We start from the raw sequence: 19,516 nt of genomic DNA, 5'->3' as shown, positions 1-19,516 counted from the left end.
TTTTTTCTATCTTGGTGCTTTAATTAACTGACCCAATAACAACTTATTCACACTTAAATGAATAAATATTTCCTCGCGTTAGCAACTTTCGGAATCTCGGTTGCTGCCCATGCACAACAAGGCATGGTTATAACAGCCAAAGACTATGAACATGCCGAAAGTTTTTTGAGCACTAATCCGGCACTCATCCAGCACAATGGCATTACGCCTAACTGGCTTCCCGACGATCATTTCTGGTACCGCACCACCGGCAATCAGTTTATGTTGTTCAATCCTGCCAAAGGCACTACAAGCATAGCTTTCGACCATCAAAAATTGGCGACCGCCTTATCATCGGCTACAGGCAAAACCTACCAGGCTTCTGATCTGCCTTTTCAAACGATTAGTTTTTCGCCCGACTATAAAGGTGTTATCTTCCAGGTTGATGGCAAGCAATATAAATTTGATACCAAAAGCAGCCAGGTAAGTCCGGATACGTCGCACATGGTTACCGCCATAACTGCCGGCTTTAGAGGCCGCCGCGGTGCCGGCGGCGGCAGAGGAAGCAACGACGTATTATCGCCCGATGGCAAAAAAGCCGCTTTTATAAAAGATTATAACCTTTGGGTACGCGATGTTAAAACTAATGCAACAACCCAGCTAACAACCGATGGTGTTAAAAATAACGGGTACGCTACCGATAATGCCGGCTGGGCAGGGAGCGACAGGGCGATATTGGTATGGTCGCCCGATTCTAAAAAGATAGCCACCTTTCAGCAGGATGAGCGTAATGTAAGCGACATGTACCTGGTAAGCACCAAGGTGGGTGCGCCAGTGTTAACCCAATGGAAAAACCCCTTACCCGGCGACAAAGAGGTAGCCATGCTGCGCCGGGTTATTATTGATGTAGATAACCCTAAAGTGATCAATGTACAGGTTGCACCCGATCCGCATCGCTCTACCCTGAGCGACGATATTAAAGGCGGAGCCGGGTGGGCCGATGTTTACTGGAGCGACGACGCTACCAAACTGGTTTTTGCCTCAACCAACCGCGACCATAAAGAAGAAAAGGTGCGTGTGGCCGATGCAGCGACAGGTGCCGTACACGAGCTTTTCCAGGAAACTGTAAAAACCCAATTTGAATCGGGCTGGAACAGCATCAACTGGCGCTATCTGAGCAGATCGAACGAGATACTTTGGTTTTCTGAACGCGACAACTGGGGGCACTTATACCTGTATGATTCCACAACCGGGCAGTTAAAAAACCAGGTTACTAAAGGCGATTTTGTGGTAACCGGAGTTGAGAAGGTTGACGAGAAGAACCGGGTGATATACTTTACGGCTGGTGGCTTACAGGCCGAAAACCCTTATTTTAGCCAGCTATGTAAAATTGGTTTTGATGGGAAAGGTTTTACCGTATTGACGCCGGGAGCCGGTAACCATATCGCTACAATTTCGCCGGCAGGCAATTATATTACCGATACTTATTCAAAACCCGATGTGCCGCCGGTAACTGTATTGCGTAACCTGCAGGGCAAACAGGTAATAGAACTGGATAAAACAGATATATCAAAACTACTGGCCAGCGGCTGGAAACCTGTTACCCCATTCTCGGTTAAAGCGCACGACGGTAAAACAGACATCTATGGTATGATGTGGACTCCTACCAAATTAGACCCGTCAAAAAAATATCCAATTATCGATTATATCTATCCCGGCCCGCAGGGCGGCAGTATCGGCACCAGCCCTACGGCATGGTCGTTCTCGGCGGTAACCCGCGATAACCAGGCCCTTGCCGAATTAGGTTTTATCGTAGTTGCTATTGAGGGCACCAGCAACCCGCTGCGCTCAAAAAGCTTCCACGATATGAGTTATGGCAACATGGCCGATAACACCCTGGGCGACCAGGTAACCGGCATTAAACAGTTAGCCGAACGTTACCCTTACATTGACATTAATCGTGTAGGTATCTGGGGTCACTCAGGTGGCGGCTTTGCTACGGCAGGCGCCATGTTCCGCTATCCCGATTTCTTTAAAGTAGGTATATCCGAATCGGGCAACCACGATAACCGCAATTACGAGGATAACTGGGGCGAGCGTTATAACGGCTTAACGGCCAACTCTGATTACGATGCCCAGGCAAATCAAAACCTGGCTAAAAACCTGAAAGGAAAGCTGATGCTGGCCCATGGGTTAATGGATAACAATGTTCCGCCGCAAAACACTTTGCTGGTAGTTGAAGCGCTTGAAAAAGCCGGTAAAAGTTTCGATCTGGTTATTTTTCCTAACAGCGCGCATGGTTACGGCCCTTACTCATCATACATGATGCGCCGCCGTTGGGATTACTTTGTAAAGAATTTGCTTGGTGCCGAACCACCTTACGATTATCAAATAAAACCACCCAGAGCTTTTGGCCAATAATGGCGGGTATTAAAAAGGGCCCTCAATAATATGAGTGCCCTTTTTAATTATAGTGTATGGATAAGCTAAACCTTCCCGTTCCGATATTCTGAATAGCCAGCATCTCTGTTATCAGATCTTCCCGCTCCTGGTCAATGGCGTCTGTTGATATCAAAACCAGATCGGGCTTGATTTTGTTACAGATAGTGGCCAGCTGCTCTTTTCCGCCATATATTTTGTAACCGTACAAATACATATTGTGTTTTGACTCATCGTCGTCTATCCAGCCCACGGGCCTCATTTCATGACGATGATTTTGTAATATCTCTTTGATCAGTAAATACCCGCTATCGCCGGCGCCGTAGATCATTACTTTTTTCTTAGAGTTCCGGCTCCTGCTGATCGCCTCGCTAAGCCAGCGGTAAAACAATCTCGAAAATACTATCCCTGTAAATGTGAGCAGAAAGTCGAACATGAAGAAGTAGGGTGTATACACGCCTGTTTTACCCTTAATAAACAGGATGCCTACCAATATTAATGTGGCTATACTGATGAATATAAAATAGCCCGCAACTTCTAACACTTCCATATAGCGCCAAATGCGATAATAAAGGTTGCTCACGTATAGCAATGATATTTTAACGCAGATAAACGTTGCCAATACAATATAGTCGTTAACCAGGTTAACATGGATAGCTTTAGTTGCGATCAAAAACGAACTGTAGATAATTAAAATATCAGTAAATAAGCCTATAATGAGCTTTTTATGTAACAGGAAAAAGCGCAGGGTAAACTTATTATCAGTTTTTTGTCCACGTAATTTGAGATACGACAGCTTTTCTTCCGACTCATTATATACCTTTACTTTGGATAGCAATACCGAAAACGCCACCGAAAAAATAGCTAAAAGTAAGATACATAAAAACAGATTGTTGATTTGGAACTTATACATCAGCAAACACAAGCCTCCCCATATCCCGCTGATGAGGTATAATGTTAATACAGCCTTTTTTTCGGTTAACCCCAATGCAACCAAACGGTGAGACGTATGATCTCTCCCACCCTGGTCTATTCGTCGTCCGGCTAACAAACGTTTAGTGGTAACCAACGTAGTATCCATTATAGGTATAGCCATTAAACTGATAGGTACCAAAAGTACCAGTACCGCCGATGACGACCCTAATTTACTTTGAACTCCTATACTTAAAAACGATAACGAAAACCCCAGGAACAAACTGCCCGAGTCGCCCATAAATATGCGTGCCGGCTTAAAATTGTAAAATAAAAAACCGATGGTGGCCCCGGCAATGGCAAAGGCCATGCCCGCAAGGGTATATGAGTTGTTTAGAATACCTAAAATGCCACATATAATTGCGATAATAGCCGAAATGCCGCCGGCAAGGCCATCCATATTGTCCAGCAGATTAATGGCATTGGTTATACCGATAACCCAGATAAAGGTTAACGGAATACCAGCCCAGCTTAGCAAGTCGCCACCAAAAGTATAGCCGTGATAGATGAGTAAAAACGAGCAGGCAATTTGCGCCAGCAATTTAATAACCGGCTTAACTTCTTTAATGTCATCAATTAAACCGATAACAAACATAATCAAAGCGGCAGCATAAACTGTCCAGGTAACAAAGTTCGAAATGGTCCCGGTCAATAAAACAGCAATACTGAACGAGATAAAAATACCTATCCCCCCCATTAACGCTGTAGGCTTGGTATGCCACCGGTCATTACGCGGATAAACAACCCATCCTTTATGATTAGCCAGCTTAATAACCAATGGCATGAACGCCAAACAGGATATCAGCGAAATAACACCGGTTAAGATCGTCTTAAATAAAAATGAAGACATTTAATGTGTATTATTTGTTCAATAAGGTGTATTTAAGCTCGAGTATCTTGTTTATACCTTCTTCAATGGTTAACAGGTTGCGGTTCAATATTTTAAGCATTTTTGAATTATCGGGCTGGCGACGCGTCATATCGCCTTCTTCTAATGGGTCGAGATGCAAAATATGCGAGGAAGATTCGGTAAGCTTAATTACCGTTTGAGCAAGCTGCAACACGCTAACTTCGTCTGCGTTCCCGATATTAACCACCTCATTTAAATAAAGCTCCTCTTCAAATATCCGGGTTGTTGCTTCAATATTATCATCTATATAGCAAAAGGTACGTGTTTGCAGCCCATTACCATAAATGGTGATATCCTGGTTTTTTAAAGCGGCGCTGATAAATTTCGATACCACAAAATCGGTACTTTGCTTTGGGCCGTAGGTATTAAAAAATCTGAATATGGTAAAGTCTATCCCGTATTCTTTATGGAATGATTTAAAAAATGCTTCGCCAACATTTTTTACTATCGCATAAGGCAACCTCGAATTTAGCGGTGTGGTGTGTTCATTTTGTGGAAACTCAACCGGCTCGCCATATACCTCTGATGATGATGAATAGAATATCCTTTTTACACCGGTATTTTTTGATAGACTGAGAATATGCTTGATACCTTCGATATCCTGCAGTACCGATATTGGGTTATTTAATGTGCGTTTTACACCAACCAACGCCGCATAATGAAAAACGTACTCAAACTTAAAAGCCAGCATAATTGCCGACAGATCATTATAATTATTTACATCACACTTAATAAAAGTAAAATTGCTGTATCCTTGCGGTAGGTTCTTCATTGTGCCGGTGATCAGGTTATCGGCTACAACAACGTGATACTGTTTGTTTTGTACCAAATGGCAGGCAAGTGCGCCACCAACATTTCCAGCACCTCCGGTAATTAAAATCTTTATCATTTGAGTTAAATCTATGTCGAAATTAGGTGTTTTACGGGGACGTTAAGTTAATATTTATTCCAATAAATATCTATATAATTCTTCAGTTTCTGATAACAGACGTTCATATGAGTAATTTTTCAAAGCAAATTCTCTCCCGTTAAGCGCCATTAACTCTCTAATATCCTTATTAACAATCAGTTCTTTTAATTTTTCCGCGTACATTTTGGCATCAAGATCACACAAAAAACCGCTTACACCATCGGCAACAACATCTTTAACACCGCCAACATTAGTACAGATCACCACCTTTTGCGATGCCATACCCTCAATTATACTTACCGGCGTACCTTCATTAAGCGATGTTAAGGCAATAATGTCCGAGCCGGCATTAATAATGTCTATATCTTTGCGCCATGATGTAAAAACAATGTCAGCCTCATAATTATGCTCGCCATACCTGCAAAAAGTTAAGCCTGCCTGTTTCGTTTCTGTTATGATAGGCTCCATTAGCTCACCATCGCCTACTACAAACAGTTTAAATTTGAGTTCGGGGTTTTCCTGCTTAATTATGCTTATGGCTTTTATTAGTAACGAATGGTTTTTAATTGGCGCCAGCCTGCCAGTAATACTAATGGCTATTTCATCATCAGCCAAATTGTAAAAACTTCTAAAGCCATTTCGTTTTTCAGTTGCATCTTCGGTAAACCGGCTCAAATCAAAACCCAAACGTATCACGTGTACCTTTTCGGCTTCAACTATACGATATTTGTTTACCAGATCACTTTTTTGCGCTTCGCTGATAGCTACTATGGCCGTGCTAAGGCTGCACAAATAGCGTTCAATTGCTAAAAAAAACTTGGTTTTGAGCGGAGAAAAATAACCATCGAAAACATTGCCATGATAGGTATGTATGATAGCTTTGGGCCTTTTACTGCTATAATAAGCGGCTAACCTGCCTAATACCCCTGCCTTGGCAGCGTGTGTGTGCACCAGATCGGGTTTGTACTGCTTAACAATGCTTTTAATAAACCTGTATGCTTTAAAATCTTTGAACAAACTAATGCTGCGATACATCCCTGGAACATATTCATAGGATACACCCAGATCTTTCAACATATATTCCGAGCTTCCTTCATCAGGTTCTTTATGTCCTGCCAGCACTTTTGTTTCGTACTCCTCGGGCAGATATCTTGATAAATAAGCAACATTATAAGTGGGCCCGCCAACATTAAGCCGGTTAAGTACACGTAAAATTTTGGGCATAGTTTAGTTAATATTTTTATTGTACCACTTTTGGAAACAGTAAAGTGTCCATAGCTGCCTGGCATTATTAGCCCTGGCAGTAAGATGATCGGCTATTAGTTTTTTGATGTATCCGATATTAAAAAGCCCTGTTTGTTGTAAAATCGTATCCGACAAGGTTTCAAGCATATCAGCTTTTAACGGACCTCTTAACCAATCGCCAACCGGTATTTCAAAACCCGATTTAGGCGCATTAAAAAAACCATCCGGCAGCATATCGGCAAAAGTATCCTTTAATATTCGTTTTTTATCACCGTTTTTAATCAAATACTCGTCAGGCAAATGGTAGGTATATTCCATTATCCGGTGATCTAAAAATGGCGACCGGCATTCCAATGAGCAAAGCATACTTGCCCTGTCAACCTTTACCAGCATATCCCCCTCCAATGATATTTGTTTATCAATATACCGTAACTGTTTCAGTTCATCACCAGCGGGGGCAATTTTAGTAATATACGGTGTAAGCAGGTCGGTATATCGATCAGTTACAGATCGTAGCAACTTATCCAACTCATGCTGCCTGAAGCCTAATGCCATCAGGTTAAAATGTCCGGCAACAGTATCTTCATTTAGCAGGTCGGCTACTTTTTTTACTTTAGAAAGTACTGATTTCGAGTCGCCGCGGCCTAAAATATTACTGGCCAAACCACTCTTCAGCACCGGCCTTAAAAAACCCGGTACATATTTCCCCACTTTTTTACGATAATGCGGTAACATATATTTATTGTAACCACCAAATACTTCGTCGCCGCCATCCCCGGTAAGGGCCACGGTTACCTGCTGTACCGTTTTTGATGAGATAAAATAAGTAGGCAAACACGACGAATCGGCGTACGGTTCGTCATAGTTAAGCACAATATTATCTACCACGTCAAACAGGTCGTTATAATCAAGTATGTACTCATGATGCTCGGCCCCGATATGATTGGCTACCTGCCTGGCCCTGGCTGATTCGTCGTAACGTTTGTTTTCATACCCAACCGAAAATGTTTTCACTTTTTGATCGGTTGTTTTGGCCATTATAGCAGCAATAATGGTCGAATCAACTCCGCCGCTTAAAAAAACGCCTAAGGGTACATCGGCTATCATTCTTTTTTCAACCGATTCAAAAAGCAGGCCGCGTATTTGTTTTTGAGCGTCACCATAGCTTATACCGCTATCTGCTTTTGTGGCCGGGTTAAGGTCCCAATACTCGTGTATTTTTTTTTGCAGCGTTGTCGTGTCTATCTTTATATAATGGCCCGGTAAAAGCTTAAAAACATCCTGATAAATGGTGTGCGGTGCAGGGATATAGGTTAGCGAAAGATAAAGGGTTAGCGCTTTACGCGATATGACCTTTAACTCCGGATGTACAGCTATTATACTTTTTAATTCCGACGCCCATATAAACTCCTGCTCGGTATGATGGTAGTAAAGCGGCTTTTCACCAAACCTGTCGCGCGCTATAAATAATTGATTATTCCTCTTGTCGTGAATTGAAAAGGCAAACATTCCGTTCAGCTTACTCAGCATGGCTTCCCCGTATGCTTCGTAAAGTTTCAGAATAACTTCGGTATCTGATTCTGTCTCAAATAAAACACCTTGTTGCAGCAATTCATTTTTCAGATCCTGATAGTTGTAAATTTCGCCGTTAAATACAATAACAATGTTTCCTGATCTATTTTGCATAGGCTGGTTACCGTTCGAAAGGTCGATAACCGACAATCTGCGCATACCCATAGCCACTCTTTCATCGCAATACACACCATCGTCATCAGGACCGCGATGAACAATGAGGGTATTCATCAATTGCAATTTCGGGATAATATCAGGGGTGACTTTTCTATACAAAAGTCCGTTAATTCCACACACTGTGTTATATATTTTAGTTAAGCTTAATTGAGAGTATAATTATAGTGAATTAAATTTTGTTATTTTACAGCTGTTGATAAGCATTCAAATACATGGTGATACTTTATGGCTAAAATAACAGTTACCGATTATATTTTACTGCCATTTTATTTACTGATCATATACAAAACGGCCTACTATTATCGCGATAAATACTATCCGGTAAATCACCCCTGGCGGGCATATTTTATACCGGGTTTAACGGCAAAAATTGCAGGTGCGTTATTTATCGGGTTACTATACTTCTATTATTACGGCGACGGCGATACCTTTAATTATTACTACCATACAAGCTTAATTAACGATACCTTAACACAATCACCCGGTACCTGGTTTAGGTTAATAACGCATTCCGCAAACGAAAACATCTATTATGACGCAACTACCATGAGCGAAATGTTTTGGTATGATGATGTACCGGCTTATACAACATCATGTCTTGGTGCCTTTATTGGTTTATTTTGCTTTACTAAATACCTGGTTATCAACACCATTATAGCTTCAATATCATTTATAGGCATGTGGCTGATGTTTATAACGTTTGCAACTCAGTACAAAAATATAACTAAATATATAGCCATTGCTGTTTTGTTTATGCCCGGCCCTGTAGTATGGGGATCGGGATTGTTTAAAGATAGCTTTTGCATGTTTGCGATTGGCTGTTTGGTTTATTCGATGCATGTGCTGTTTGAACAACGGGTTTTTAAAATATCAGCTGTAATACTTTCGGTAATATCCATTATCTTACTTTTCCTTATCAAAGCTTATATACTGGTTTTACTACCCGCGTTAATTTTAAAAGCTATTTTAAACTACAAAAAAGTAGTAGCTGAGCATCCCGAAAAAAAGATAATTTTTTATTTTATTGTGATCTTATTTTCGTTTATAACCTATAAGGCCTCTGCCAAGGCACTAACCTATTTATCAGATTTTAGTGTGGATAAGGTTTTGGAAACGGTTAAAAAACAAAAGGATTACCTGCTTATGGTATCGCTTGCTTCTGAAGGATCAGCATATGATCTTGGTGATTTCGATCCTTCTGTACAAGGCATTTTAAAAATGACTGTACCGGCAATCAATGTTGCGCTTTTCAGGCCTTATTTATGGGAAGCGCACAGCCCTATACAGCTTCTTAGTGCGCTTGAGTCGGCATTTGTGCTATTTTTAACATTATACCTCATCTTAAAAAGGAAGTTTTTAGAATCTATTAAGAAAATTTATCACGACCCTACCTTAATTATGTGCCTGATCTTTACTTTGATCTTTGCTTTTCTTGTTGGGGTATCAAGCTATAATTTTGGCACTTTATCGCGATATAAAATACCTTGTGTGCCATTTTTTATGGTGTTTTTGGCGGTGATGATCTTCGACAGGAAAGAAAATAAAACTATTGAGGCTGCTTCAATTGAAAATAGCTAAATATTTGTCTATGTTAGCCTCAACCGAGTAACGCTCAACTGCAAAGGTTTTTGCATTTGCCCCCATTTGCTTTCGCAGGGAGTGATCGGTTATCAACAGTAGTAGTTTATTTAACCATTCATCATCTGAACTTACCAAAAAACCGTTATAGCCATCTTCTATAGCTTTAAAATTAGGCCCGATAGCCGAAGCAACGATGGGGATGCCTGTAGCCATATACTGTACCAGTTTCCCTCCGCTTTTACCATATACCCATTCCTCATCAGGCACAGGATGTAAACCAATATCAAACTGATTCAAATTTTGTATTTCGTTTTCGGCAGTCCAGTTTACTAATTCAATGTCAAGGTTATTAATAGCAAACGTTTTATCCCCCATCACCATTATTCTTACATCAGGGCGTGCCGATAGTTTTTTCAGTACATCATCTAATAAATGCAAATACTTACTGGTGGTATGGCTGCCGCTCCAGCCAATAACAACTTTATCCGGAGCACCATTTTTGGTTAAATTATACTTTTTAACATCAATTGTAGCCGGCACCAAACTTACGTTTGATGTAAATTGGCTTGTATAATCTAAAAGCTTATCAGTGCTTACCAATACGTGATCAGCACGTTTCATTAAAAAATCAACCTTAGAGCTCGATTTGATGTATTTTACAAGCTTATTAACCGGGCTCGAACTCCCCTGGTAAATAAGATCATCAATATCATAGATTAGTTTTTTCGAACATCTGCGCAGCAGCCATTCATAAATGGGTAATCCAAAAGGTGTTCCCCAAAGGTGAACATACACCACATCATAATTACCTGCTGTACTTAGCAATTGATAACGACGCAAATAACTCCCTATTGTAAAAATCGCTTTTTTTAAATAAAAACCCTTTTTATAAACAATCTCCCAAAAACGCTCATTAATAAAAGAGGCAGTTGTTACCTGGTAACCATGTTGTTCAAAACCGGCGTAATATTGCTCAAATTTTAGCCGCTGGCTTGGCGCCGTATTTTGCGGGTATGGAACGATAAAAAGAATAGTTTTTTTCAAGAATTAAATTTTAAAAACATTGGCGCGATATCAAATATCGGCCTTGCTGTAAATTTTTTTATAAACAGTTTCCGCAATGTCAAAAGTACGGTATTTATCAGCTAATGCCTTTATACGTCCTTTCAATTCGTCATTGTCACCTTGCAATAAAACATCTATCTTTTTTACAGCCTGTATGTATTCAATAGTTGTTAGTTCTTTCAAAACAGCCCCTGCATTATTAGCCTCAATTATGTCAGAATCATCGGATATGTTGGCCGTAATAACAACCGGAAGCCCCATAGCCCAGTACTCACCATCTTTAATAGGATTACAATAGCGCTTAGTAGGTACCGGCTTTACAGGCGTAAAGGCAAAGCTTGCTATCGAAAGATATTTGGGCACCTCATTGTGCGGCACAAATAACTGCGTTAATATGGTGTGCGGCAATTGTACCCGGTTTAGCTGCTGCTCAATAGTTGTAACCGGAGTATTACCAAGCATCAGGATGTTAAACTTATCGCCCCAATAGATATGGCACTGTTTAAAAAAATCAAATACTTCATCATCCAGGTAAATGCCCCCTATTTTTCCCGCATACACGCAAATTACCTTCCCGCTAAAGTTTAATTGTTGGGTAAGTTGCGGATGTTTTTCAGATAGATCAAATAATTGTCTATCTACGCACATCGGTCTTAAAAACATTTTTGGGGCAATATTATCAACCTTATAAGCATGTTGTGCATAGTTCTCCATTTTTGATGCGGCAGCGATCAAAAACACGGCTTTTTTAGTCTGCTTTTTTTCCAGGTAGAACAAAATTTTAAACGCAACTGAGGTTTTACTCCAACCGCCGTTTTCTACCATCGCCTCGGCATGTGGCTCATAGCTATCAATAATTAATTTTCTGCCTGTTAAAATTGCAAGCAGGTAACCTATTGCTCCTGCCGGTGTACAAATGGCATGGATATATTTAACCCGTTGTTTTATAATAAGATACAGCAACTTACACAGATACCTCACCCACAATAGGGCCTGTTTAACACCAAAAGGATGATAAGTAAAAAAGATTATTTCTATATTTTCTTTTCTAAACCCATAATTTATCTGCTGTTGCTGTTGCTTTGATACAGCAATATTGGCCTTTTCAAGGCACATAATATAAACTTTCGACCGCGAGATACGGGCTATCATCCGGGCATACGGTAATACGGCCGATTGTATTAAGCCATCGTTAAAACTCCAATAAGTAAGCACGAGTATGGGGCGCATGTAATACTTTTTAAGCGACTATAAGTTATGCTTTTATATACCACCCTTTTATAGAGTTACCTACTCCAAAAAAACTAAGTAGGTTATTGATAACCAGTTTGCCCGCACGCAAAAAAATATTTTTTTCTATTTTACCTCTGATCACTTCATCTGACGATGATTCAGAAATGACTTTTTCAGTTGATTGTCCGGTGCTGGTTTTCATTCTGGTAAAGCTAAAGCCTGTAGTTAACAGTTTCTTTTTCTTGAAATTGTTATTTTTTAAAAGGTAATTAATGGTTGCAGGTGTATAATAACATAAATGCTCAGGATATTGGATCACATCGTACTCTGCTTTTAATAAAAACCGTTCAACGGCATTAAAATTAGGAGTAGTAAAATACAAAAGGCCACCTTTCCGTAAAAAGTAATTGATATTGGTAACTTCTTCCACCGGGTTATTAATATGCTCCAAAACCTCTATAGATGTAATTACATCAAAACTTTCGGGCTCAAACCATGTGGGGTCAAGTTTACCTTGCTTCATGTTGATGCCCTTGCTTTCGCATATTTCTATGGCATCCGGGGTATACTCGGTTCCGTAAACTTCCCAACCTCTTTTTTTTGCCTGTTCCATTAAAAAACCCGAGCCGCAGCCTACATCTAATATCCTGTTCGTTTTTTTATAAGGCTCAAATGTATCTAACAGTTCATTAAACCGTTTAATGGTGATTGATGATAAATAATGTTCCCTGTCATAACCTTGGTAATGATCGGTAAGTTCCTGCGGTGAAGCTATTTTAGAACAAAATACAAAACCGGATGACTTGCTTTTTACCAAAAAATACTTTTCGTAGCCCGGTAAGTTGTATAGATCTTCTGCGCCACTTATTAAGCACTTTTTAAAAAATTGAGCTGATGTGGCCATAGTGCGGTATTATTTTCAATTAGTTAATTATCAAATGCTTTATTATAGCTAAAAACCTGCGTTCAAATACAAATAACGGATTTTTAGCTATGCCTTTTACGGTATATATCATCGCTTTAAACCTGTTTTTATGTGTTAATGCAATGTGTAGCGCAACATAAGTATAACAGCTTGAAATAAATTTGTTCATATCGGCTTTATAATAGTTTACTATCTCCTCGTTATCAAGTACACATTTGATAAGTTTATCGGCTCTCTTTTCTAACGCGTTGGCATTGGCCGATACAACGCTCCTGTCATCATGATTTACAATAACTGATGTAACCGTATCAGCAAATAATATGGGGTATTTACATGCCATGCGTAGCCATAACTCCCAGTCTTCCATTGCTGATAGCGCCCTGTCTTCATTAAACATATTGTTTAAGGCGATATCATTTCTGATAACCACCCCATTGCAGCTCAACAAGTTACCTTTAATTAAAAATCGATTTATCGCTTTTTCATTGGTTTTCACCCCCGTTACCGTTCTATTGGTGTTTTCATCCTGTATTACATAGTTTAACAGAAATATTTCGGGATAGTTATTTTCCTGGATAAATTTATAAGCCTCGCTCAGGTGGTTATTATACATTACATCATCCGAATCGAAATAGTTGACGTATTTTCCTTTTGCATTTTTTAAACCTGTGTTTCTTGCCGCGCCGCGCTCTGCATTTCTTTGTTTAATATACCTTATCTGTGGCAAATGCTGATATTTTCCTTTTATAACCTGTTCGGTATTATCAGTACTGCCATCATCAACAACAATAACTTCAAAATTTTGATAAAGCTGCTCCAGTGCAGAGTTAATAACTCCCTCAATTAAATGCCCCCGGTTGTAGGTTGGTATAATTACGCTAAAAAAAGGTACTTCTGTTTGCATGGCTAATAATAAAATTCTCCGTATACTCCGTTATGCAGTTTATCAAGTGCATTTTTAAAGGCGGTATCATAAGCAAGGGTATTAGCCACTTTTACCGGCCGCGTAATCAATCTTTTTAATGGCCGTACCAATTCTTTAACCGCATCAATATGCTTAAACTGCACCAGCGGCAATATACCCTGGTACATATAATTAGCTCGTTCTGTTTCAATGTTACACAGTTTCCAAAAACGTATTGAGTTACTATCCTCGTTAGCTATGTTTACATAATACCCACCGCTGTACCAGGCAAGTTTACCTTTACCGGCAGTTATGCGGATAGTGTATTCAAAATCTATAATTTTAACATTAGTGCTAAATAAACCTATCAACGGTATAGCGCTTTTCCTGATCAGTAAACTCAATCCGCAGAATATAAATGGTGTGCCTTTCTCCTTCCATTCGCGGTATTTTGACACGCTATCACGTTTTTCAAAACAAGGCACCTCGTTGGATATCCCATAACCATAACCATCAAAACCCAACACATCAATTTCAGGATGTTGAAGCATAAATTCCTTACACTTGCCAATAGCCCCGAAATGATACGCGTCATCATCCGTTAATATCTTAATTAAACTGCCATTAGCCAGCAACATGCCTTTATTAATGCCGTGCGATTCGCCCTTATCCGGTTCTGAAATGTACTGCTGTATTTTTTGTTCCTGATATAAAGCGGCCAGGTATTCTTTTGTACCGTCTTTACTTCCGCCATCAATTACAACAATTTCCTCATCATCTTTCCTGGCGGCTATCAACACGGGTAAAGTTACCTGCAGGTAGCTTAACTTATTATAGGTGGTAAATACGTACGATAGTGCTATTGATTTATTCATGCTGTTAGAGATACCCAAGTTCTTTTGCGTATTTTATCATTTTTTCTTTATTGCGAAATTTTACGGGCCGTGCAGGGATGCCTGTATAGATGGTCCATGGCTCTGTATCTTTTGTAACTAATGAGCAGGCACCTATTACCGATCCTTCGGCAATGGTAACACCCGGCATAATAACTGCGTTAGTGCCAATACCGGCAAAGCGTTTAATTGTTATGGTCGAAAAGGTCACCGTATCGCGGTATTCTTCCGGAGCGGTAACACTGGTAAATCCATCGCCTAAAAACTTATCGCTTCCGGCTATGATTCGGCTCCCTGCTGCTATTGTAACAAAATCTTCCACAATCAATTTACTATTAGCGCCACCAATAACGGTTATATATGGCGACAGATGCACATAATCACCTATTTCGGCTTGGGTAGTAATATAAACCCCGCTGTCTATGGCTACATGGCTGCCAACAGTTACCATTCCAGGCCGCCTAATCTCAACTTTGGCGCTTATAAAAACATCCTCACCGCAACTTTTTAAAAGGCTGTGATCATATTGCTCAGAGTTCAGTTCGGCCCCCATATCAGTACGGATAGATAGATTGATAGTAATTAATGGTGTTTTTTACACCTTCATCAAACGGTGTAAAGTAAAAGTCTCTAAATACCTTTTTAAAACGGGTATCATCCATAACTTTTTTGGGAGCCCCATCGGGCATATTATGGTTCCATTTTATCGAAAATTTATTTTCAAAATGACTATTGATGATATAAACCAGTTCCCTTACACTCAAACCAAAATTTTGAGCCAGGTTTACAGGCTCAGCTAAGCCAATGGTATTAGGCTGTTTAATTATCGATAGTACGATAGAGGCAAAATCTTCGGCATATAACCATTCCCTGATAGCTACACCTGATCCCCAAATTTCAATTTCCTGCTGACCCGATCGATCGGCCTTAACAAACTTCGAGATCAGGGCATTAAGCGCATGCGCCTTATTCGGATCGGTAGAGTCAAACGGGCCATACATATTAGGTACCAGCAAGTAAATACTCCGTAAACCATACTGCATTGAAAAGCTTTCGCCAACCGACCACATCAGCCTGCGTGTTGAACCGTATGATAATACCGACCGATGCAAATGCCCATCCCACCAGTTATCTTCAATAAAAGTATCGGCTTTTGCCGGATAAGCACAATTTGCTATAGGGTTAACTATTACAGCACGTGGGCAAATTTGAGCAATAGCCTGGTACATATTCAATATCATGCGCGAATTATCCAGCATAACATTGGCGGCTTTTTCTGTTACATAATTTAAACTGCCAACATGTGCAGCGCAATTGATAATGATAGTTGGTTTTACGTTACTTAGCAGCGCCTCAACCTGTGCAATATCTCTTAGGTCGGTCCCGTTTGTTTTTGACGATCCGGTATATTCAATTCCGGCCTTGGTTAATATACGTGCAACATTGCTTCCCGCAAAGCCGGTTGCGCCTAAAAGAAGAATTTTTGTCATACGTTGTAATTAAAGCGGTTTTTTAACTTGAGCAATTTACTTTCAATTAAATTCCATGAAATTATGGCAATGGCAAATGTTACGGCTAATTTTATTAATACTATAAAATAAATGTTTAAAGTTAATTTAAAATGATAGACCAAGGCATCGGCAAGCAAATAAACTGCATAATGATAAAGATAAATACCGTAGCTAATCTTGCCGGTAAATCTTAAAAACTGATTGTCAAAAATCTGCCGGACTACTTTACTTAGTGGAATATAAGCAAAATATATAATACATAACGGCGAAAACAAACTAACAGCACAGCCTAAAACAACTTCCAGAATCATAGTATTGGCCCCAGTGCTGAAATAATTTAAAATAATAACCGTACCCAATATGGCTAATGCATAGCCGAAATACTTTTTAGCGGCAGTTATCATGGCGGCTTCATGCTCAATGCTTAATATACCGATGATAACCCCCCCCATCAAACTGTCTAAATTTCCAAAAAAAGATAGCAGCAACATGTTTTCTGACGATGCTGTAGGATATAAACTGATGAGCACTATTTTGCCAGCAATAATTACAAAATATAGAACTATAGCGGTAAATAAAACACGGGCTGTGTTTGCCAGTCTGATGAAAAGTGGCCAGATCAGATAAAAAAGTTCTTCGACTGATAACGACCAGGTATGCTGCATTAACCCGTTTCCAAATATTGGCCGCATATTTAACGAGATACTAAAGTTTTGAAGATAAAACAGGTATATCCACCACTGCGAAGCACTGACATGAATAAGGCACCCCCATAGTAAACTAACAAAAAACAGGATATAGTAAATAGGGAATATGCGTAGTGCACGTTTGTAATAAAACGGCTTAAAATAATTTTGGCCTATTTTGTTTGTTACCAATATACGGGTGATTAAAAAGCCCGATAATGCAAAAAAAACAGGCACGCCTATCCATAACGCTTTAAAAAACAACAAATTAAAGTGAAACAATAGAATGGCAATAGCAGAGATACCCCTAAGACTATCTAACGAATAAAAATACTGGTCTTTTTTCACCATCCACTTTTAATTGTTTCTACAATATATTCTGCGTCTTCTAAGCTTACGGCATCATGTATTGGTATATGTATCTGTGTTTCGTCAAACCGTTTTTGAACAGGCAGATCTTTTAATGATCCAAATATTTCATTCCTGTCAATCCGTTGGTGAATTACCGAAGCTGTAATTCCTTTTTCTTTTAACTTCCTGATAAAACCTAACCGGTTGTCAACATGTATTCCGTAAAGCCAGTGCGCGCTTTCTTTATTTTGAGCAGTTTCAAGCAATGTAACCCCTGCTACTTTATCTAAATTGCTGGTGTAAATTGAGGCCAGTTGTTTGCGGTGGTTTAAACGTTCTTTAAAGCCAACAAGATTAGCCAGTCCCAATGCAGCACCATAATCGTTTAAATGATATTTATAACCTATCTGTTCTATGCTATAACTACGTTCACCAAGTTCGGTTGTTGCAGCTCCTGCCCTGTCAATACCAAACCATCGTTTGCGGTAAGCGCTATGGTATTTATCCTGATGAATGGTGCTCAGCGCCCCACCATCGCCGGTGGTTACATGTTTAATGGCCTGGAACGAAAAACAGGTGTAATCGCCTATACTGCCTATGGGTTTATTGTTGTATAACGCACCTAAAGCATGTGCTGCGTCTTCTATTACGATAAGGCCATGTTGGCGCGCTAACTGCATAATTGCATCCATGTCGCACGGATAACCAGCCCAATGAACCGGCATAATAGCTTTAGTTTTAGCAGTAATTTTAGCTTTGATATCAGCTACGGATATATTACCGGTGTCATAATCTATATCAGCAAATACCGGTACCGCTTTTTGCTGTAAAATAACCAACCCTGTTGCTACAAAAGTTTGTGCCGGTAAAATAACCTCATCGCCTTCGCCAACTCCGGCTACATCTAAAGCCAGGTGCAAAGCCGAGGTGCCCGAGTTTAAGGCCACCGGGTTGATAATGCCCAGATAGTCTGCCAGCTTATTTTCAAACTCTTTTACTAATTTCCCTTCACTGATAAATGTCGAATCAAGAACTTTATTAACCCACGCGGAAGCATCAGGCGCTATGTAGGTGTTAACTATACCAATCTCTTTATTCATCTAAGTTCATATTTAAGGTAATTGTATTGGCGTAATGGTCGGTTTTAAAAATATCAATCCTGCTGCTGTTAAGAAAATTATTTATGGCTTTTAAATAAGCAGAGTATTCTTCAAAAGGCATGTTTTTGATATAACTATAAAGTTGCCTATTGTTTTTAAATTTACGCCTGTCTATAAAACAATCATCCGGCACATAATCAGTAATATCTGCCGGGCCTAAATAAACAGGCAGCGATTTTGACAAGAAGCAATCAATAATACGCTCTGATACAAAACCGTTGATTTCGGAATTATCATAACATAATGAAAAATTATACTGATTTTGATACTCTAATTTTCCAAGGGCCGGCACAGCACCTTTAAAACTCTTTTTAATATTGCGCGCTTTATATTGAGCAATCAGTTTAACCAAAGGGTTAAGTTTCAGCATTTTTAAATAGCGGGCACCTTTAAAGCATTCAAATTTTTTATCAATCAGGTTTCTGCCATATACATCAAACTCTGTACAATGATATTTTGAAAAATAATCAGCAGCCAGATATCGCTCATACAACAATGATTTGATCTTTGGTTCAGACCGGGTAACTTGTATTGACCCGGCAATAAGGCAAAGCAGCTTTCGGTTATGAAATCTTTCCAAACTTATTTCGCTAAATACTTTTGCGGGATCAAAGTCAAACGCCAGTGTATAGCGCACATACTTGTCGGAGGTTATCAGATCGCGGTTATAGGTAAATATTTTTTCAAAATAAACGTGATTTTCTACCAGCCAGTTATCAGGGCAATAAACGGCAGGCTCGCTGATAATCAGGTACGATGGTTTGTTTAGTACATTTATGCTTTTAAACAACCCCACCTGGTCAAGACACAAAATAATATCAGCATCCTGTGGGGGCAGTATATCCTGGGTATGTATCTCATGCCCCAACTGGTTCAAACGATCTTTTATAGCAATAAAGCAGTAATTATCGCTCTTCATCCCGTAAAGCTCTGCCGAACTAAATATCTTATCGTTTAATAATTCGGGATCATTCCTTACAATAAATGAAATTTTTTTAGACAT

16 protein-coding genes are annotated in these 19,516 nt (G+C 39.6%); 2 read left to right on the top strand and 14 right to left on the bottom strand.

The window, feature by feature from the left end:
- Window positions 1–57: 57 nt before the first annotated feature.
- A complete protein-coding gene (locus ACFGVR_RS13530; RefSeq protein WP_448697817.1) occupies window positions 58–2,400 on the top strand; it encodes a DPP IV N-terminal domain-containing protein in 2,343 nt (780 codons plus the stop codon).
- Between the two features lie 43 nt (window positions 2,401–2,443).
- Here the strand turns inward: ACFGVR_RS13530 and ACFGVR_RS13525 are convergent, their stop codons facing one another.
- Genes ACFGVR_RS13525 through asnB form a run of 4 tightly spaced genes read right to left on the bottom strand, consistent with a single transcriptional unit; the run spans window position 2,444 to window position 8,324 of the window.
- Window positions 2,444–4,240, bottom strand: a complete 1,797-nt coding sequence (locus ACFGVR_RS13525) for a hypothetical protein (RefSeq protein WP_448697815.1) — start codon at window positions 4,238–4,240, stop codon at window positions 2,444–2,446.
- A 10-nt stretch (window positions 4,241–4,250) separates the two neighbouring features.
- Window positions 4,251–5,189, bottom strand: coding sequence for an NAD-dependent epimerase/dehydratase family protein (locus ACFGVR_RS13520; protein ID WP_448697814.1), 939 nt, complete (start codon window positions 5,187–5,189; stop codon window positions 4,251–4,253).
- Window positions 5,190–5,243: 54 nt separating this feature from the next.
- Window positions 5,244–6,434 carry a glycosyltransferase gene (locus tag ACFGVR_RS13515; protein WP_448697812.1) on the bottom strand — a complete coding sequence of 397 codons (1,191 nt, stop codon included), beginning with the start codon at window positions 6,432–6,434 and terminating at the stop codon, window positions 5,244–5,246.
- Between the two features lie 3 nt (window positions 6,435–6,437).
- Window positions 6,438–8,324, bottom strand: coding sequence for an asparagine synthase (glutamine-hydrolyzing) (gene asnB, locus ACFGVR_RS13510; RefSeq protein WP_448697810.1), 1,887 nt, complete (start codon window positions 8,322–8,324; stop codon window positions 6,438–6,440).
- Window positions 8,325–8,429: 105 nt separating this feature from the next.
- On the opposite strand from asnB, the gene ACFGVR_RS13505 reads away from it, so the two are divergent.
- Window positions 8,430–9,782, top strand: a complete 1,353-nt coding sequence (locus ACFGVR_RS13505; protein WP_448697809.1) for a hypothetical protein — start codon at window positions 8,430–8,432, stop codon at window positions 9,780–9,782.
- Here the strand turns inward: ACFGVR_RS13505 and ACFGVR_RS13500 are convergent.
- Genes ACFGVR_RS13500 through ACFGVR_RS13455 form a run of 10 tightly spaced genes read right to left on the bottom strand, consistent with a single transcriptional unit; the run spans window position 9,765 to window position 19,516 of the window.
- Complete coding sequence (locus ACFGVR_RS13500; RefSeq protein WP_448697807.1) at window positions 9,765–10,829, bottom strand: glycosyltransferase; 1,065 nt, start codon at window positions 10,827–10,829, stop codon at window positions 9,765–9,767. The two genes, ACFGVR_RS13505 and ACFGVR_RS13500, sit on opposite strands and share 18 nt — an antisense overlap.
- A 30-nt stretch (window positions 10,830–10,859) precedes the next feature.
- Window positions 10,860–12,080, bottom strand: coding sequence for a hypothetical protein (locus ACFGVR_RS13495; protein WP_448697805.1), 1,221 nt, complete (start codon window positions 12,078–12,080; stop codon window positions 10,860–10,862).
- A 25-nt stretch (window positions 12,081–12,105) separates the two neighbouring features.
- Window positions 12,106–12,987: a class I SAM-dependent methyltransferase gene (locus ACFGVR_RS13490; protein WP_448697803.1), complete on the bottom strand. Its 882-nt coding sequence runs from the start codon at window positions 12,985–12,987 to the stop codon at window positions 12,106–12,108.
- 19 nt (window positions 12,988–13,006) lie between these two features.
- Window positions 13,007–13,912 carry a glycosyltransferase family 2 protein gene (locus tag ACFGVR_RS13485; RefSeq protein ID WP_448697802.1) on the bottom strand — a complete coding sequence of 302 codons (906 nt, stop codon included), beginning with the start codon at window positions 13,910–13,912 and terminating at the stop codon, window positions 13,007–13,009.
- Window positions 13,913–13,914: 2 nt separating this feature from the next.
- Window positions 13,915–14,787, bottom strand: coding sequence for a glycosyltransferase (locus tag ACFGVR_RS13480; RefSeq protein ID WP_448697801.1), 873 nt, complete (start codon window positions 14,785–14,787; stop codon window positions 13,915–13,917).
- Between the two features lie 4 nt (window positions 14,788–14,791).
- The gene (locus ACFGVR_RS13475) at window positions 14,792–15,358 is read right to left on the bottom strand and encodes an acyltransferase (RefSeq protein WP_448697799.1); all 567 of its coding nucleotides are present in this window, start codon (window positions 15,356–15,358) and stop codon (window positions 14,792–14,794) included.
- Window position 15,359: 1 nt separating this feature from the next.
- Window positions 15,360–16,295, bottom strand: a complete 936-nt coding sequence (locus tag ACFGVR_RS13470) for an NAD-dependent epimerase/dehydratase family protein (RefSeq protein WP_448697798.1) — start codon at window positions 16,293–16,295, stop codon at window positions 15,360–15,362.
- A complete protein-coding gene (locus tag ACFGVR_RS13465) occupies window positions 16,292–17,353 on the bottom strand; it encodes an acyltransferase family protein (RefSeq protein WP_448697797.1) in 1,062 nt (353 codons plus the stop codon). Before ACFGVR_RS13465 ends, ACFGVR_RS13470 begins: the two co-directional genes overlap by 4 nt.
- Window positions 17,347–18,453 carry a DegT/DnrJ/EryC1/StrS family aminotransferase gene (locus ACFGVR_RS13460; RefSeq protein WP_448697795.1) on the bottom strand — a complete coding sequence of 369 codons (1,107 nt, stop codon included), beginning with the start codon at window positions 18,451–18,453 and terminating at the stop codon, window positions 17,347–17,349. The genes ACFGVR_RS13465 and ACFGVR_RS13460 overlap by 7 nt, the downstream gene beginning before the upstream one ends.
- Window positions 18,446–19,516 (bottom strand): glycosyltransferase family 10 domain-containing protein, encoded by a 1,071-nt coding sequence (locus ACFGVR_RS13455; RefSeq protein ID WP_448697793.1) that lies wholly within the window; start codon window positions 19,514–19,516, stop codon window positions 18,446–18,448. The genes ACFGVR_RS13460 and ACFGVR_RS13455 overlap by 8 nt, the downstream gene beginning before the upstream one ends.

Source organism: Mucilaginibacter aureus (assembly GCF_053514885.1).
The sequence above is the reverse complement of the archived record's forward strand: the minus strand, read 5'-3'. Positions and strand labels throughout refer to the sequence as shown.

What these genes read in the sequence shown, in the direction of transcription:
- ACFGVR_RS13505 (WP_448697809.1), top strand. Translation starts at nt 8,430, where the DNA reads ATGGCTAAAATAACAGTTACCGATTATATTTTACTGCCATTTTATTTA.
- ACFGVR_RS13475 (WP_448697799.1), bottom strand. Translation starts at nt 15,358, where the DNA reads ATGGGGGCCGAACTGAACTCTGAGCAATATGATCACAGCCTTTTAAAA.
- ACFGVR_RS13455 (WP_448697793.1), bottom strand. Translation starts at nt 19,516, where the DNA reads ATGTCTAAAAAAATTTCATTTATTGTAAGGAATGATCCCGAATTATTA.
- ACFGVR_RS13460 (WP_448697795.1), bottom strand. Translation starts at nt 18,453, where the DNA reads ATGAATAAAGAGATTGGTATAGTTAACACCTACATAGCGCCTGATGCT.
- ACFGVR_RS13470 (WP_448697798.1), bottom strand. Translation starts at nt 16,295, where the DNA reads ATGACAAAAATTCTTCTTTTAGGCGCAACCGGCTTTGCGGGAAGCAAT.
- ACFGVR_RS13515 (WP_448697812.1), bottom strand. Translation starts at nt 6,434, where the DNA reads ATGCCCAAAATTTTACGTGTACTTAACCGGCTTAATGTTGGCGGGCCC.
- ACFGVR_RS13490 (WP_448697803.1), bottom strand. Translation starts at nt 12,987, where the DNA reads ATGGCCACATCAGCTCAATTTTTTAAAAAGTGCTTAATAAGTGGCGCA.
- ACFGVR_RS13520 (WP_448697814.1), bottom strand. Translation starts at nt 5,189, where the DNA reads ATGATAAAGATTTTAATTACCGGAGGTGCTGGAAATGTTGGTGGCGCA.
- ACFGVR_RS13530 (WP_448697817.1), top strand. Translation starts at nt 58, where the DNA reads ATGAATAAATATTTCCTCGCGTTAGCAACTTTCGGAATCTCGGTTGCT.
- ACFGVR_RS13495 (WP_448697805.1), bottom strand. Translation starts at nt 12,080, where the DNA reads ATGCGCCCCATACTCGTGCTTACTTATTGGAGTTTTAACGATGGCTTA.
- ACFGVR_RS13525 (WP_448697815.1), bottom strand. Translation starts at nt 4,240, where the DNA reads ATGTCTTCATTTTTATTTAAGACGATCTTAACCGGTGTTATTTCGCTG.
- ACFGVR_RS13480 (WP_448697801.1), bottom strand. Translation starts at nt 14,787, where the DNA reads ATGAATAAATCAATAGCACTATCGTACGTATTTACCACCTATAATAAG.
- ACFGVR_RS13485 (WP_448697802.1), bottom strand. Translation starts at nt 13,912, where the DNA reads ATGCAAACAGAAGTACCTTTTTTTAGCGTAATTATACCAACCTACAAC.
- ACFGVR_RS13465 (WP_448697797.1), bottom strand. Translation starts at nt 17,353, where the DNA reads ATGGTGAAAAAAGACCAGTATTTTTATTCGTTAGATAGTCTTAGGGGT.